12 protein-coding genes are annotated in these 13,588 nt (G+C 63.0%); 5 read left to right on the top strand and 7 right to left on the bottom strand.

What is annotated here, in order from left to right:
- Positions 1-56 precede the first annotated feature (56 nt).
- From GGI48_RS16335 to GGI48_RS16315, 5 genes are all read right to left on the bottom strand, one after another.
- A complete protein-coding gene (locus GGI48_RS16335) occupies positions 57-1,025 on the bottom strand; it encodes a CDP-6-deoxy-delta-3,4-glucoseen reductase (RefSeq protein ID WP_179599160.1) in 969 nt (322 codons plus the stop codon).
- A complete protein-coding gene (ubiD, locus tag GGI48_RS16330) occupies positions 1,025-2,491 on the bottom strand; it encodes a 4-hydroxy-3-polyprenylbenzoate decarboxylase (RefSeq protein ID WP_016967177.1) in 1,467 nt (488 codons plus the stop codon). Before ubiD ends, GGI48_RS16335 begins: the two co-directional genes overlap by 1 nt.
- A gap of 125 nt (positions 2,492-2,616) precedes the next feature.
- Positions 2,617-3,876 carry a transcription termination factor Rho gene (gene rho, locus GGI48_RS16325; protein ID WP_016967176.1) on the bottom strand — a complete coding sequence of 420 codons (1,260 nt, stop codon included), beginning with the start codon at positions 3,874-3,876 and terminating at the stop codon, positions 2,617-2,619.
- A 246-nt stretch (positions 3,877-4,122) separates the two neighbouring features.
- Complete coding sequence (trxA, locus tag GGI48_RS16320) at positions 4,123-4,452, bottom strand: thioredoxin TrxA (RefSeq protein WP_016967174.1); 330 nt, start codon at positions 4,450-4,452, stop codon at positions 4,123-4,125.
- A gap of 120 nt (positions 4,453-4,572) precedes the next feature.
- Positions 4,573-5,277: a FadR/GntR family transcriptional regulator gene (locus GGI48_RS16315; protein ID WP_016967173.1), complete on the bottom strand. Its 705-nt coding sequence runs from the start codon at positions 5,275-5,277 to the stop codon at positions 4,573-4,575.
- 253 nt (positions 5,278-5,530) lie between these two features.
- On the opposite strand from GGI48_RS16315, the gene GGI48_RS16310 reads away from it, so the two are divergent.
- The 5 genes from GGI48_RS16310 to ppx all read left to right on the top strand — a co-directional run bounded on the left by GGI48_RS16310 (position 5,531) and on the right by ppx (position 10,031).
- On the top strand, positions 5,531-6,316 hold the full coding sequence (locus tag GGI48_RS16310; protein WP_047306575.1) for a transporter substrate-binding domain-containing protein: 786 nt from the start codon (positions 5,531-5,533) through the stop codon (positions 6,314-6,316).
- Between the two features lie 21 nt (positions 6,317-6,337).
- Positions 6,338-7,006, top strand: coding sequence for an amino acid ABC transporter permease (locus tag GGI48_RS16305; RefSeq protein WP_103740741.1), 669 nt, complete (start codon positions 6,338-6,340; stop codon positions 7,004-7,006).
- Positions 7,003-7,653 (top strand): amino acid ABC transporter permease, encoded by a 651-nt coding sequence (locus tag GGI48_RS16300; RefSeq protein ID WP_047306577.1) that lies wholly within the window; start codon positions 7,003-7,005, stop codon positions 7,651-7,653. Before GGI48_RS16305 ends, GGI48_RS16300 begins: the two co-directional genes overlap by 4 nt.
- Positions 7,640-8,374 carry an amino acid ABC transporter ATP-binding protein gene (locus tag GGI48_RS16295; RefSeq protein ID WP_016967170.1) on the top strand — a complete coding sequence of 245 codons (735 nt, stop codon included), beginning with the start codon at positions 7,640-7,642 and terminating at the stop codon, positions 8,372-8,374. Before GGI48_RS16300 ends, GGI48_RS16295 begins: the two co-directional genes overlap by 14 nt.
- A 154-nt stretch (positions 8,375-8,528) precedes the next feature.
- Positions 8,529-10,031, top strand: coding sequence for an exopolyphosphatase (ppx, locus tag GGI48_RS16290; RefSeq protein WP_047306578.1), 1,503 nt, complete (start codon positions 8,529-8,531; stop codon positions 10,029-10,031).
- Between the two features lie 175 nt (positions 10,032-10,206).
- Here the strand turns inward: ppx and ppk1 are convergent, their stop codons facing one another.
- Both ppk1 and hemB read right to left on the bottom strand, forming a co-directional pair.
- Positions 10,207-12,420, bottom strand: a complete 2,214-nt coding sequence (gene ppk1, locus GGI48_RS16285; RefSeq protein ID WP_016965639.1) for a polyphosphate kinase 1 — start codon at positions 12,418-12,420, stop codon at positions 10,207-10,209.
- Positions 12,421-12,438: 18 nt separating this feature from the next.
- Complete coding sequence (gene hemB, locus GGI48_RS16280; protein WP_103740739.1) at positions 12,439-13,452, bottom strand: porphobilinogen synthase; 1,014 nt, start codon at positions 13,450-13,452, stop codon at positions 12,439-12,441.
- Positions 13,453-13,588 lie beyond the last annotated feature (136 nt).

Genomic DNA, 13,588 nt, shown 5'->3' with positions numbered 1-13,588 from the left:
ATAAATACCGATGGGCTATATACAGAGTTATAAAGAAGCGCCCCGACCGGATGCAGTCAGGGTCGCGGAGCGTAGGCGAACACGTCGGCCCGCATCTGATGGGCGTCCATCCCGGCATTCACCAGCGCATCCAGGGTAGCGTAGATCATGGCCGGCGAGCCACTGGCATAGACATGCACCGCGGACAGGTCGGTGATGTCCTCGCACACCGCCTCGTGCAGCATGCCGCAGCGTCCCTCCCAGCCGCACAGGTCACTGACCACCTTGTGCAGATACAGGTTGGGCAAGCGCTGCCATTCATCCCAGTGTTCCAGCTGGTAGAAGTCCTCCGGCCGGCGCACGCCCCAATACAGATGCACCGGGTGCTTGAAGCCCTTGGCCCGGCAGTGCTCGATCAGGCTGTGCATCTGCGCCATGCCGGTCCCGGCGGCGATCAGCACCAGCGGACCGTCCGGCAACTCGGCCAGGTGGGTATCGCCGAACGGCATCTCGATCCGCGCCATGCGCTCGCGTTGCAACTGCTGCATCAGGCTTTGCGCACTGTTTTCGCGCACCAGTACGTGCAACTCCAGATCCCGCCCGCAATGGGGCGCCGACGCCAGGGAGAACGCCGACTTCTCGCCGTTATCCCGCTCCAGCATCAGGTACTGGCCCGCGTGATAGCGCGGCGGCTTGCCGGCCGGAGCCCGCAGTCTGACGCGCCAGACATCGCCGCCGACTTCCAGGCATTCAGTGAGCTGACACGACAGGCTGCGCACCGGCAACTCTCCCAGCGCAAGGACGCCATCCCACAGCACGATGCAGTCTTCCAGCGGCTCTGCAATGCAAGTGTAGAACTCGCCGTGATCACGCACATCGCCGGCTTGCTGCACGCGGCCCTCCACCAGCAGCGCCGCACACACATGACAGTTGCCATTGCGACAGCTCTGCGGGCATTCATAGCCCAGGCGCCGCGCCGCATCGAGAATCCGCTCGCCGGGCAGCGTCTCAAGCACCGCTCCGGAGGGCTGCAAGGTTACACGCATCAATCTATTCCTAACTGATTCCAGATGGCATCGATCCGGCGGGTGACCGCCTCATCCTTGACGATGACCCGGCCCCACTCTCGGGTGGTTTCTCCGGGCCACTTGTGGGTGGCATCGAGCCCCATCTTCGACCCCAGGCCGGACACCGGCGAGGCGAAGTCGAGGTAATCGATCGGGGTGTTGTCGATCATCACCGTGTCGCGCTTGGGGTCCATGCGCGTGGTGATGGCCCAGATCACATCGTTCCAGTCCCGGGCATTGATATCGTCGTCGGTGACGATAACGAACTTGGTGTACATGAACTGTCGCAAAAACGACCAGACACCCAGCATCACGCGCTTGGCATGCCCCGGGTACTGCTTCTTCATGGTCACCACCGCCATGCGGTAGGAGCAGCCTTCGGGCGGCAGGTAGAAGTCGGTGATCTCCGGGAACTGCTTCTGCAGGATCGGCACGAACACTTCGTTCAACGCCACGCCGAGGATCGCCGGCTCATCCGGTGGCCGGCCGGTGTAGGTGCTGTGGTAGATCGGCTTGATGCGATGGGTGATGCGCTCCACGGTGAACACCGGGAAGCTGTCGACTTCGTTGTAGTAGCCGGTGTGGTCGCCATACGGACCTTCATCGGCCATTTCGCCGGGGTGAATCACCCCTTCGAGAATGATTTCGGCGGTGGCCGGAACCTGCAAGTCGTTGCCACGGCACTTCACCAGTTCGGTGCGGTTGCCCCGCAACAGGCCGGCGAAGGCGTATTCGGAGAGGCTGTCCGGCACCGGGGTCACGGCGCCGAGAATGGTTGCCGGGTCCGCGCCCAGGGCCACGGACACCGGGAACGGCTGGCCCGGGTGCTTGTCGCACCATTCGCGGTAATCCAGCGCGCCGCCACGGTGGCTCAACCAGCGCATGATCACCTTGTTGCGACCGATCACCTGCTGGCGATAGATGCCCAGGTTCTGCCGGTCCTTGTTCGGGCCCTTGGTCACGGTCAGGCCCCAGGTGATCAGCGGCCCGACGTCGCCGGGCCAGCAGGTCTGTACCGGCAGCATGCCCAGGTCGACGTCGTCGCCCTCGATCACCACTTCCTGGCACACCGCATCCTTGACCACCTTGGGCGCCATGGAAATGATCTTGCGGAAGATCGGCAGCTTGGACCAGGCGTCCTTCAAGCCCTTGGGCGGCTCCGGTTCCTTGAGAAAAGCCAGCAGCTTGCCGATTTCGCGCAGTTCGCTGACGGCTTCGGCGCCCATCCCCAGGGCCACGCGCTCGGGGGTGCCGAACAGGTTGCCGAGCACGGGAATGTCATAGCCGGTGGGGTTTTCAAACAGCAGGGCCGGGCCTTTGGCACGCAAGGTGCGATCGCAGACCTCGGTCATTTCCAGCACTGGGGACACCGGAACCTGGATGCGCTTGAGTTCCGAGCGCTGTTCCAGGCCACTGATAAAGTCGCGCAAGTCGCGATACTGCATGCGTGAGCCTCATTTTCGCCGTGGCATTCGGGGCGGGCAGTTTAGCGCCGAACCCACAGGTTCAGAATAGAGAATGTCAGATAGCAAAAAGCCGGGTTTCCCCGGCTCTTGCTGGCCTGATCGATTTACTTGCGCTTCATCGACAGGAAGAACTCATCGTTGGTCTTGGTCTGTTTCAACTTGTCGACCAGGAACTCGATGGCCGCGACTTCATCCATGGGATGCAGCAGCTTGCGCAGGATCCACATGCGCTGCAGCTCGTCGTCGGCGGTCAGCAGCTCTTCACGGCGGGTGCCGGACTTGTTGATGTTGATGGCCGGGAATACGCGCTTCTCGGCGATACGACGATCCAGGGGCAGTTCCATGTTGCCGGTACCCTTGAACTCTTCGTAGATCACTTCATCCATCTTCGAGCCGGTTTCAACCAGCGCGGTGGCGATGATGGTCAGCGAGCCGCCTTCTTCGATGTTGCGCGCGGCACCGAAGAAACGCTTCGGCTTCTCCAGGGCGTGGGCATCGACACCACCGGTCAGGACCTTGCCGGAGCTCGGGATCACGGTGTTGTAGGCGCGGGCCAGACGGGTGATGGAGTCCAGCAGGATCACCACGTCCTTCTTGTGCTCGACCAGGCGCTTGGCCTTCTCGATCACCATCTCGGCCACTTGCACGTGACGGGTTGGCGGCTCGTCGAAGGTGGAGGCGACCACTTCGCCGCGCACGGTGCGCTGCATCTCGGTCACTTCTTCCGGACGCTCGTCGATCAACAGCACGATCAGATGAACTTCTGGGTTGTTACGGGTGATGTTCGCGGCGATGTTCTGCAGCATGATGGTCTTGCCCGCCTTCGGCGGAGCAACGATCAGACCACGCTGGCCTTTACCGATCGGCGCGCACAGGTCGATGACACGACCGGTCAAGTCTTCGGTGGAACCGTTGCCGGCTTCCATCTTCATGCGCACGGTCGGGAACAGCGGCGTCAGGTTTTCGAACAGAATCTTGTTCTTGGCGTTCTCGGGGCGGTCGTAGTTGATGGTATCGACCTTGAGCAGCGCGAAGTAACGCTCGCCTTCCTTGGGAGGGCGGATCTTGCCAACGATGGTGTCACCGGTGCGCAAGTTGAAGCGACGGATCTGGCTTGGCGAGACGTAGATATCGTCCGGGCCGGCCAGGTAGGAGGCGTCGGAGGAGCGGAGGAAGCCGAAGCCGTCCTGGAGGATCTCCAGCACGCCATCACCGGAGATTTCCTCACCGCTTTTCGCGTGCTTTTTCAGCAGGGAGAAAATCACGTCCTGCTTGCGCGAACGGGCCATATTTTCTATGCCCATCTGTTCGGCCAATTCGAGCAGTTCGGTAATCGGCTTTTGCTTGAGTTCAGTCAGATTCATATAGGAATGACGTAATCATTTATAGAGGGGGGAAATTAAGCTTTTGGCTTAATGAGGCCGCGCCGCAGAGAAGGCGACAGGATCGCGTACTTATTCGAAAAGGAGAGCGTCGGCGACAGCTTGCAGGGGGCACTGGAGAAACCAGTGCGGGGCCGAATGTAACACCTGAGTTTCGGAGCGTCTAGCCCTCAATTACGAAAAAGCCCCGCATTTTGCGGGGCTTTTCCAGGGCACTGAAATCGACGCTTAGATGTTGGCGTCGAGGAAAGCGGCCAATTGCGACTTGGACAGTGCGCCGACCTTGGTGGCCTCGACGTTGCCGTTCTTGAACAGCATCAGAGTCGGGATACCACGCACGCCGTGCTTGGCCGGGGTTTCCGAGTTTTCGTCGATGTTCAGCTTGGCGACGGTCAGTTTGCCTTTGTAGGTTTCAGCAATTTCGTCCAGAACCGGAGCGATCATTTTGCATGGGCCGCACCACTCAGCCCAGTAGTCGACCAGTACAGCGCCTTCGGCTTTGAGTACGTCGGCCTCGAAGCTGGCGTCGCTGACGTGTTTGATAAGATCGCTGCTCATGGAATTCTCCAGGTTGTAAGCAAAAAAACGTGGCCCATCATATCTGCCCTTCCCGCGTTCAGGAAGCCGGAGATGATTGACTCTCACTATGGTGACCCATGAGTTTGGGTATAGCTCAGCTCAGGAAGATGCGGGGGTGACGAAGGCGATTCCAGTGCGCAGGGCCGCATTGCGCACATGCTCCTGCATGGCCTTTTGCGCCGCTCCGCAAGCGTGCCGGACCAGGGCCCGGAGGATCTTGCGATGCTCTTGCCAGGTTTCCATGGCCCGCTCGGGGCGGATGAACGGTAGCTTCTGACTCTCCAGAAAGATCTCGGCACTGGCGCTGAGGATGCTCAGCATCGCCTGATTGCCGCTGGCCAGGAGGATCTTCTGGTGAAACTCGAAGTCCAGCCGCGCCGCCGCCTCGAAATCCCCGGCCCGCAACTCACGGCGCATGGCCTGCACATTGTCTTCCAGCACATCCAGCTCATCGGCGGTCAGGGTCACCGCCGCCAGGCCCGCAGCGAACCCCTCCAGGGCATAACGCAACTGAAAGATATCCACAGGCGAAGCCTGGGCGGCGAACGGCCAGCTCAATCCGGCACCGGCAGGCAGGGTTTCCGGCGCCTGGACGAACACCCCCTTGCCCGGCTGCACACTGATCAGCCCCAGGGCGCTCAAGGATGACAAGGCCTCGCGCAGCGACGCCCGGCTGACCCCCAGTTGCACCGCCAGCTCCCGCTGCGAGGGCAGCGCATCCCCCGGACCGAAGCCCCGTTCGGTGATCAATTGGCGAATGGCTTGCAGGGCCACTTCGGGTACGGCACGGGTGATCGAGTTCATGGATTGGCGGCTGACCGGTGCGGGAAAAGCTCCCTTGTAAAGCTATTCGCCGAACCCGGCAAGTCGTGCCCCACGGGGGTTCGGCGCGGCCCCGCGATGCTCGATCCAGGTGCGAAAAGGCCTCCAACTGTTCAGACCAGTAAGACCGAAAAGCCACTGCAAACCGCAGTTCCACGGCCTTTTCCGGGTCTTGGCATGGCCTGTGCTCTGTCGCCACACAGCATTCACTTCCCAAGACTTGCGGAGATTCGCCATGACCAAACGCTGTTGCGCCCTGCTCTCTGCCCTGTTCGCCAGCCTGCTGCTGAGCCAGGCCCCGGCCCAGGCCAGCGCCCTGGACGAGGTGATCGCCCGCGGCACCCTCAAGGTGGCCGTGCCCCAGGATTTCCCGCCGTTCGGCTCGGTGGGCCCGGACATGCAGCCCCGCGGCCTGGACATCGACACCGCACGCCTGCTGGCCGAGCAACTCAAGGTCAAGCTGGAGCTGACCCCGGTCAACAGCACCAACCGCATCCCGTTCCTCACCACCGGCAAGGTCGACCTGGTGATTTCCAGCCTCGGCAAGAACCCCGAGCGGGAAAAGGTCATCGACTTCTCGAAAGCCTACGCGCCCTTCTACCTCGCGGTGTTCGGCCCGCCCGACGCGGCCATCGCCAGCCTCGGCGACCTCAAGGGCAAGACCATCAGCGTCACCCGCGGCGCCATCGAGGACATCGAACTGACCGCCGTGGCGCCCCAGGGCGCGACCATCAAGCGCTTCGAGGACAACAACTCGACCATCGCCGCCTACCTCGCCGGCCAGGTCGACCTGATCGCCAGCGGCAACGTGGTGATGGTCGCCATCAGCCAGCGCAATCCGAAACGCATCCCGGCGATGAAGATCAAGCTCAAGGACTCGCCGGTCTACGTCGGGGTGAACAAGAACCAGCCGGAGCTGCTGGACAAGGTCAACCAGATCCTCACGGCCGCCAAGGCCGACGGCGCCCTGGAGAAGAACTCCCAGCAGTGGCTCAAGGAGCCGCTGCCGGCCGACCTTTGACCGCCCGCCCGGAGCTTGAGCATGGCTTATCAGTTCGACTTCCTGCCGGTGCTGGAAAACACCGGCCTGCTGCTGCGCGGCGCGCTGTTCACCCTGGAGCTGACCGCCATCGGCACCTTGCTCGGGGTCAGCCTGGGGATCATTGGCGCCCTGGTGCGGGCCTGGCGGATTCAGCCCCTGGCGACGATCTTCGGCGTCTACGTCGAGCTGATCCGCAACACCCCGTTCCTGGTGCAGTTGTTTTTCATCTTCTTCGGCCTGCCGTCCCTGGGCCTGCAGATTTCCGAGTGGCAGGCGGCGGTGCTGGCCATGGTGATCAACCTCGGCGCCTATTCCACGGAAATCATCCGCGCCGGCATCCAGGCGATTCCCAAGGGCCAGCTGGAAGCCGCCGCGGCCCTGGCCATGAGCCGCTTCGAGGCGTTTCGCCACGTAGTACTGCTACCGGCCCTGGGCAAGGTCTGGCCGGCCCTGTGCAGCCAGATCATCATCGTCATGCTGGGTTCTGCGGTGTGCTCGCAGATCGCCACCGAAGAGCTGAGCTTCGCCGCCAACTTCATCCAGTCGCGCAACTTCCGCGCCTTTGAAACCTACGCCCTGACCACCCTGATCTACCTGTGCATGGCCCTGCTGATCCGCCAGTGGCTGAACTGGATCGGCCAGCGCTACATCCTGAGGAACAGCCGATGAGCGACTTCAGTTTCTGGGACATCCTGCGCAACCTGCTCAGCGGCCTGCAATGGACGCTGCTGCTGTCCCTGGTGGCCTTTGTCGGCGGCGGCCTGATCGGCCTGCTGGTCATGACCCTGCGAATCTCCGACAAGGGCTGGGCCCGCTCCTGCGCCCGCCTCTATATAGAACTGTTCCAGGGCACACCGCTGCTGATGCAGCTGTTCCTGGTGTTCTTCGGCATCGCCCTGCTGGGTGTGGATATCTCGCCCTGGCTGGCCGCCGCCATCGCCCTGACCCTGTTCACCAGCGCCTACCTGGCGGAGATCTGGCGCGGTTGCGTCGAGTCGATTCCCCATGGGCAGTGGGAAGCCTCGTCGAGCCTGGCGCTCAATTCCTATGAGCAACTGCGCTACGTAATCCTGCCGCAAGCGCTGCGTATCGCCGTGGCGCCCACCGTGGGCTTCTCGGTGCAAGTGGTCAAAGGCACCGCGGTGACCTCGATCATCGGTTTCACCGAGCTGACCAAGACCGGCAGCATGCTGGCCAACGCCACCTTCGAGCCCTTCATGGTCTACGGCCTGGTGGCCCTCGGTTACTTCCTGCTCTGCTACCCCCTGTCCCTCAGTGCCCGCTACCTGGAAAGGAGACTGCATGCCTCTGCTTAGAATTTCCGCCCTGCATAAATACTACGGCGACCACCATGTGCTCAAAGGCATCGACCTGAGCATCGAGGAAGGCCAGGTGGTGGCGATCATCGGGCGCAGCGGCTCGGGCAAGAGCACCCTGCTGCGCACCCTCAACGGCCTGGAGTCGATCAACGACGGGGTGATCGAGGTCGACGGCGAATACCTGGACGCCGCCCGCGCCGATCTGCGCAGCCTGCGTCAGAAGGTCGGCATGGTGTTCCAGCAGTTCAACCTGTTCCCTCACCTGAGCGTGGGCGAGAACGTGATGCTCGCCCCGCAAGTGGTGCAAAAGGTGCCCAAGGCCCGGGCTGCCGAGCTGGCGCGGCAGATGCTGGCCCGGGTCGGCCTGGCGGAGAAGTTCGATGCGTTTCCAGATCGGCTGTCCGGCGGCCAGCAGCAACGGGTCGCCATTGCCCGGGCCCTGGCGATGTCGCCCAAGGTGCTGCTGTGCGACGAGATCACCTCGGCCCTGGATCCGGAGCTGGTCAATGAAGTGCTCAGCGTGGTGCGCCAGCTGGCCCGGGACGGCATGACCCTGATCATGGTCACCCATGAAATGCGCTTTGCCCGGGAGGTCGGCGACAAACTGGTGTTCATGCACCAGGGCAAGGTCCACGAAGTGGGCGATCCGAAACTACTGTTCGCCAACCCGCAGACCGCCGAACTGGCGAACTTCATCGGCAGCACCGAGCCGGCTTGAGGCGGCTCGTTCGCAACAGCCGGCTGGCCGGCAAACAGCGAGAGCATCGCCTGCCACGGGTTTTGTGCGTTGAATCAACGCATTGGACACTGCGCGTTGGCGCAGGCCGTTGATCGTGGCAGGATGGCGAGGTTATCGACCGAGACCCCCAACCATGCCCCAATCCCAAGCCAAGAATCTGTCCCTGATCGCCGCGATCGATCTGGGCTCCAACAGCTTTCACATGGTCGTGGCCAAGGCCCGGAACGGTGAAATCCGCATTCTCGAGCGGCTCGGAGAAAAGGTTCAACTGGCCGCCGGCATCGACGAAGAACGCCAGCTCAACGAAGAATCCATGCAGCGCGGGCTCGACTGCCTCAAGCGCTTCGCCCAACTGATCAACGGCATGCCGCCGGGCACCGTGCGTATCGTCGGCACCAACGCCCTGCGCGAGGCGCGCAACCGTGGCGAGTTCATTCGCCGCGCCGAAGAGATCCTCGGCCACCCGGTGGAGGTCATCTCCGGCCGTGAAGAGGCCCGCCTGATCTACCTCGGGGTGTCCCACACCCTCGCCGATACCCCGGGCAAGCGCCTGGTGGCCGACATCGGCGGCGGCAGTACCGAATTCATCATCGGCCAGCGCTTCGAGCCCCTGCTGCGCGAGAGCCTGCAGATGGGTTGCGTGAGCTTTACCCAGCGCTACTTCCGCGACGGCAAGATCACCCCGGCCCGCTACGCCCAGGCCTACACCGCCGCGCGCCTGGAGATCATGAGCATCGAACATGCCCTGCATCGCCTGACCTGGGACGAAGCCATCGGCTCGTCCGGAACCATCCGCGCCATCGGCCTGGCCCTCAAGGCCGGCGGCCAGGGCAGTGGCGAGGTCAACGCCGAGGGCCTGGCCTGGCTCAAGCGAAAGCTGTTCAAGCTGGGGGATGCCGAGAAGATCGACTTCGAAGGCATCAAGCCCGACCGCCGGGCGATCTTCCCGGCGGGCCTGGCGATTCTCGAAGCCATCTTCGACGCCCTGGAACTGCAACGCATGGACCACTGCGAAGGCGCCCTGCGTGAAGGCGTGCTCTACGACCTGCTGGGTCGTCACCACCACGAAGACGTCCGCGAACGCACCCTCAGCTCGCTGATGGAGCGCTACCACGTCGACCTGGAACAGGCCTCGCGCGTCGAGGGCAAGGCCCTGCGCGCCTTCGACCAGGTCGCCGCGGACTGGGACCTGGAAGACGGCGTCTGGCGCGAACTGCTGGGCTGGGCCGCCAAGGTCCACGAAGTGGGCCTGGATATCGCCCACTACCACTACCACAAGCACGGCGCCTACCTGATCGAGCACTCGGACCTGGCCGGCTTCTCCCGGGAAGACCAGCAGATGCTGGCGCTGCTGGTGCGTGGCCACCGCCGCAACATTCCCAAGGAAAAATTCGCCGAGTTCGGCGACGACGGCATCAAGCTGATCCGTCTGTGCGTGCTGCTGCGCTTTGCCATCCTGTTCCACCACATCCGCGGCACCCAGCAGATGCCCCAGGTGAGCCTGCGCGCCAGCGGCGATCAGTTGGACGTGGAGTTCCCGGAACACTGGCTGGATGAAAACCAGCTGACCCAGGCCGATTTCGCCCTGGAAGCCGAATGGCTGACCCGGGTCGGCATCGTGCTCAACGTCCGCTGACCCTGCCACGGACCTGTAGGAGCCGGCTTGCCGGCGAACAGGCCGCGAAACCTTGCATCACTCGCAGGGACGTCTTCGCTGGCAAGCCAGCTCCTACAGCCTCTTGCAAGCCACAATAAAAAGGCCAGCCCGATGATCGGGCTGGCCTTTTTATTAGCTACGACGCTTGAGGCGCTTAGCGCACCGGCAACACCGGGCTGCCAAGACGCTCCAGCAAGGTCGCCTGGGCGCTGCGCGGGTTCTGGTTGCCGGTCGGCGTGTTGCGGATGTAACGGCCGTCGGACTGCAGGCTCCAGCTGTGGGTGTTATCGGTGAGATAGCTTTCCAGCTCTTTCTTGACCCGCAGGATCAGCTTCTTGCCTTCCACCGGGAAGCAGGTCTCGACCCGCTTGTCGAGGTTGCGCTCCATCCAGTCGGCGCTGGAAAGGAACATCTGCTCCTCGCCGCCGTTGAGGAAGTAGAACACCCGGGTGTGCTCCAGGAAGCGGCCGATGATCGAACGCACATGGATGTTGTGCGAGACCCCGGCAATCCCCGGACGCAGGCAGCACATGCCACGCACCACCAGATCGATGCGCACGCCGGACTGGCTGGCCTTGTACAAGGCGCGGATGATCTTCGGATCGGTCAGCGAGTTGAACTTGGCAATGATGTGCGCCGGCTTGCCGTCCAGGGCGAACTGAGTCTCCCGGGCGATCATGTCGAGCATGCCCTTCTTCAGGGTGAAGGGTGCGTGCAGCAGCTTCTTCATGCGCAGGGTCTTGCCCATGCCGATCAGCTGGCTGAACAGCTTGCCGACGTCTTCGCACAAGGCGTCGTCGGAGGTCAGCAGGCTGTAGTCGGTGTACAGACGGGCGTTGGCCGCGTGGTAGTTGCCGGTGCCCAGGTGCGCATAACGCACGATCTCGCCGGCCTCGCGACGCAGGATCAGCATCATCTTGGCGTGGGTCTTGAAGCCCACCACGCCGTAGATCACCACCGCGCCGGCCGCTTGCAGGCGGCTGGCCATCTGCAGGTTGGACTCTTCGTCAAACCGCGCACGCAGTTCGATCACCGCGGTGACTTCCTTGCCGTTGCGCGCCGCATCCACCAGGGCGTCGACGATCTCCGAGTTGGCGCCACTGCGGTACAGGGTCTGGCGTACCGCCAGCACGTGCGGGTCCTTGGCGGCCTGGCGCAGCAGGTCGACCACCGGGGTGAAGGATTCGAACGGGTGCAGCAGCAGGATGTCCTGCTTGCTGATGACGCTGAAGATGTTCTCGCTGTTCTGCAGCAGCTTGGGGATCTGCGGGGTGAACGGGGTGTATTGCAGTTCCGGGTGGCTGTCCAGGCCGGTGATGCTGAACAGCCGCGTCAGGTTCACCGGGCCATTGACCTGATACAGCTCGGTCTCGTGCAGGTTGAACTGCTTGAGCAGGTAGTCCGACAGGTGTTTGGGGCAGGTGTCGGCCACTTCCAGACGCACCGCGTCACCGTAGCGACGGGAGAACAGCTCGCCGCGCAGGGCGCGGGCCAGGTCTTCGACGTCCTCGGTGTCCACCGCCAGGTCGGCGTTACGGGTCAGGCGGAATTGATAGCAGCCTTTCACCTTCATGCCCTGGAACAGGTCATCGGCGTGGGCGTGGATCATCGACGAGAGGAACACATAGTTGTCGCCAGGGCCGCCGACTTCTTCCGGCACCTTGATGATCCGCGGCAGCAGGCGCGGCGCCGGGATGATCGCAAGACCCGAATCGCGACCGAAGGCATCGATGCCTTCCAGCTCGACGATGAAGTTCAGGCTCTTGTTCACCAGCAAGGGGAACGGGTGCGTCGGGTCCAGGCCGATCGGGGTGATGATCGGCGCGATCTCGTCGCGGAAGTAGCGGCGGACCCAGGTCTTGAGCTTGGTGGTCCAGTAGCGGCGACGGATGAAGCGAATCTGGTGCTTCTCCAGTTCCGGCAACAGGATGTCATTGAGGATCGCGTACTGGCGGTCGACGTGACCGTGCACCAGCTCGCTGATCCGCGCCAGCGCCTGATGCGGCTGCAAGCCGTCGGCGCCCGCCTGCTCACGGGCGAAGGTGATCTGCTTCTTCAGACCGGCGACGCGGATCTCGAAGAACTCGTCCAGGTTGCTGGAGAAGATCAGCAGGAACTTCAGACGCTCCAGCAGCGGGTAGGACTCGTCCAGCGCCTGTTCCAGCACGCGGATGTTGAACTGCAACTGCGACAGCTCGCGGTGAATGTACAGGCTACTGTCATCCAGGTTGGGGATGACAATGGCCGGCGCCGGCGGCGCCTCGGCCACCGCGGGCGCGGGTTCCAGCTCCGGCGGGGTTTCAACCACTGGCTCGACCACCGGCTGAGCGTCTTTTACGGCAACTTCTGAGAGTCCTTCAGTATTCATCGCGTGTTCCTGGGAGGGCTATTTTTGCTCTCGTAACAATTGAGCAGCACGAACGGCAAAGTAAGTCAGGATGCCATCGGCACCTGCACGTTTAAAAGCGGTCAGGGATTCAAGAATAACCCCTTCACCCAACCAGCCATTCTGGATCGCCGCCATGTGCATGGCGTATTCGCCGCTGACCTGATAGACAAAGGTCGGCACCTTGAATTCATCCTTGACCCGAAAAAGGATATCCAGGTACGGCATGCCTGGCTTGACCATGACCATGTCCGCCCCTTCCGCCAGGTCCGCCGCCACTTCATGCAGGGCTTCGTTACCGTTGGCCGGGTCCATCTGGTAGGAGGCCTTGTCGGCCTTGCCCAGGTTCAGCGCCGAACCCACCGCATCGCGGAAGGGGCCATAGTAGGCGCTGGCGTACTTGGCCGAGTAGGCCATGATCCGCACGTTGACGTGCCCCGCCAGCTCCAGGGCTTCGCGGATCGCCTGGACCCGCCCGTCCATCATGTCCGAAGGCGCCACCACCTGGGCGCCAGCCTCGGCGTGGGACAGGGCCTGACGCACCAGGGCATCGACGGTGATGTCGTTCTGCACGTAGCCGTGTTCGTCGAGAATGCCGTCCTGGCCATGGGTGGTGAACGGGTCGAGGGCCACATCGGTGATCACCCCCAGTGCCGGAAAGCGCTCGCGCAAGGCGCGGGTGGCGCGCTGGGCGATGCCCTCGGGATTCCAGGCCTCGGCCGCATCCAGGGACTTGAGCCCGGCCGGGGTCACCGGAAACAGCGCCAGGGCCGGAATCCCCAACTCGACCCAGTGCGCCGCCTCTTCCAGCAGCAGGTCGATGGTCAGGCGCTCGACCCCGGGCATCGACGCCACCGCCTCGCGACGGTTCTCACCGTCAAGCACGAATACCGGCAGGATCAGGTCATCGACGCTCAGCCGGTTTTCACGCACCAGGCGGCGAGAGAATTCATCGCGACGGTTACGCCGCAGACGAGTGGCTGGGAACAGGCGGCTGGCAGGGGTAAAGCTCACGGCGGACTCCAGGGCCCGCGCGGGCGGGCGAGCGGAACAGTTATAAGCGGGCATTATGACGAACAGATGACAGTTGTGCTCAAGCCGTTGACCGGCAGCAACACTCATTGTTATTGGCGCAATTGTTCACGTCGAG

The organism is Pseudomonas protegens (assembly GCF_013407925.2).
Taxonomy (GTDB): Bacteria; Pseudomonadota; Gammaproteobacteria; order Pseudomonadales; family Pseudomonadaceae; genus Aquipseudomonas; species Aquipseudomonas fluorescens_AP.
The sequence above is the reverse complement of the archived record's forward strand: the minus strand, read 5'-3'. Positions and strand labels throughout refer to the sequence as shown.

What these genes read in the sequence shown, in the direction of transcription:
- GGI48_RS16335 (WP_179599160.1), bottom strand. Translation starts at nt 1,025, where the DNA reads ATGCGTGTAACCTTGCAGCCCTCCGGAGCGGTGCTTGAGACGCTGCCC.
- ubiD (WP_016967177.1), bottom strand. Translation starts at nt 2,491, where the DNA reads ATGCAGTATCGCGACTTGCGCGACTTTATCAGTGGCCTGGAACAGCGC.
- rho (WP_016967176.1), bottom strand. Translation starts at nt 3,876, where the DNA reads ATGAATCTGACTGAACTCAAGCAAAAGCCGATTACCGAACTGCTCGAA.
- trxA (WP_016967174.1), bottom strand. Translation starts at nt 4,452, where the DNA reads ATGAGCAGCGATCTTATCAAACACGTCAGCGACGCCAGCTTCGAGGCC.
- GGI48_RS16315 (WP_016967173.1), bottom strand. Translation starts at nt 5,277, where the DNA reads ATGAACTCGATCACCCGTGCCGTACCCGAAGTGGCCCTGCAAGCCATT.
- GGI48_RS16310 (WP_047306575.1), top strand. Translation starts at nt 5,531, where the DNA reads ATGACCAAACGCTGTTGCGCCCTGCTCTCTGCCCTGTTCGCCAGCCTG.
- GGI48_RS16305 (WP_103740741.1), top strand. Translation starts at nt 6,338, where the DNA reads ATGGCTTATCAGTTCGACTTCCTGCCGGTGCTGGAAAACACCGGCCTG.
- GGI48_RS16300 (WP_047306577.1), top strand. Translation starts at nt 7,003, where the DNA reads ATGAGCGACTTCAGTTTCTGGGACATCCTGCGCAACCTGCTCAGCGGC.
- GGI48_RS16295 (WP_016967170.1), top strand. Translation starts at nt 7,640, where the DNA reads ATGCCTCTGCTTAGAATTTCCGCCCTGCATAAATACTACGGCGACCAC.
- ppx (WP_047306578.1), top strand. Translation starts at nt 8,529, where the DNA reads ATGCCCCAATCCCAAGCCAAGAATCTGTCCCTGATCGCCGCGATCGAT.
- ppk1 (WP_016965639.1), bottom strand. Translation starts at nt 12,420, where the DNA reads ATGAATACTGAAGGACTCTCAGAAGTTGCCGTAAAAGACGCTCAGCCG.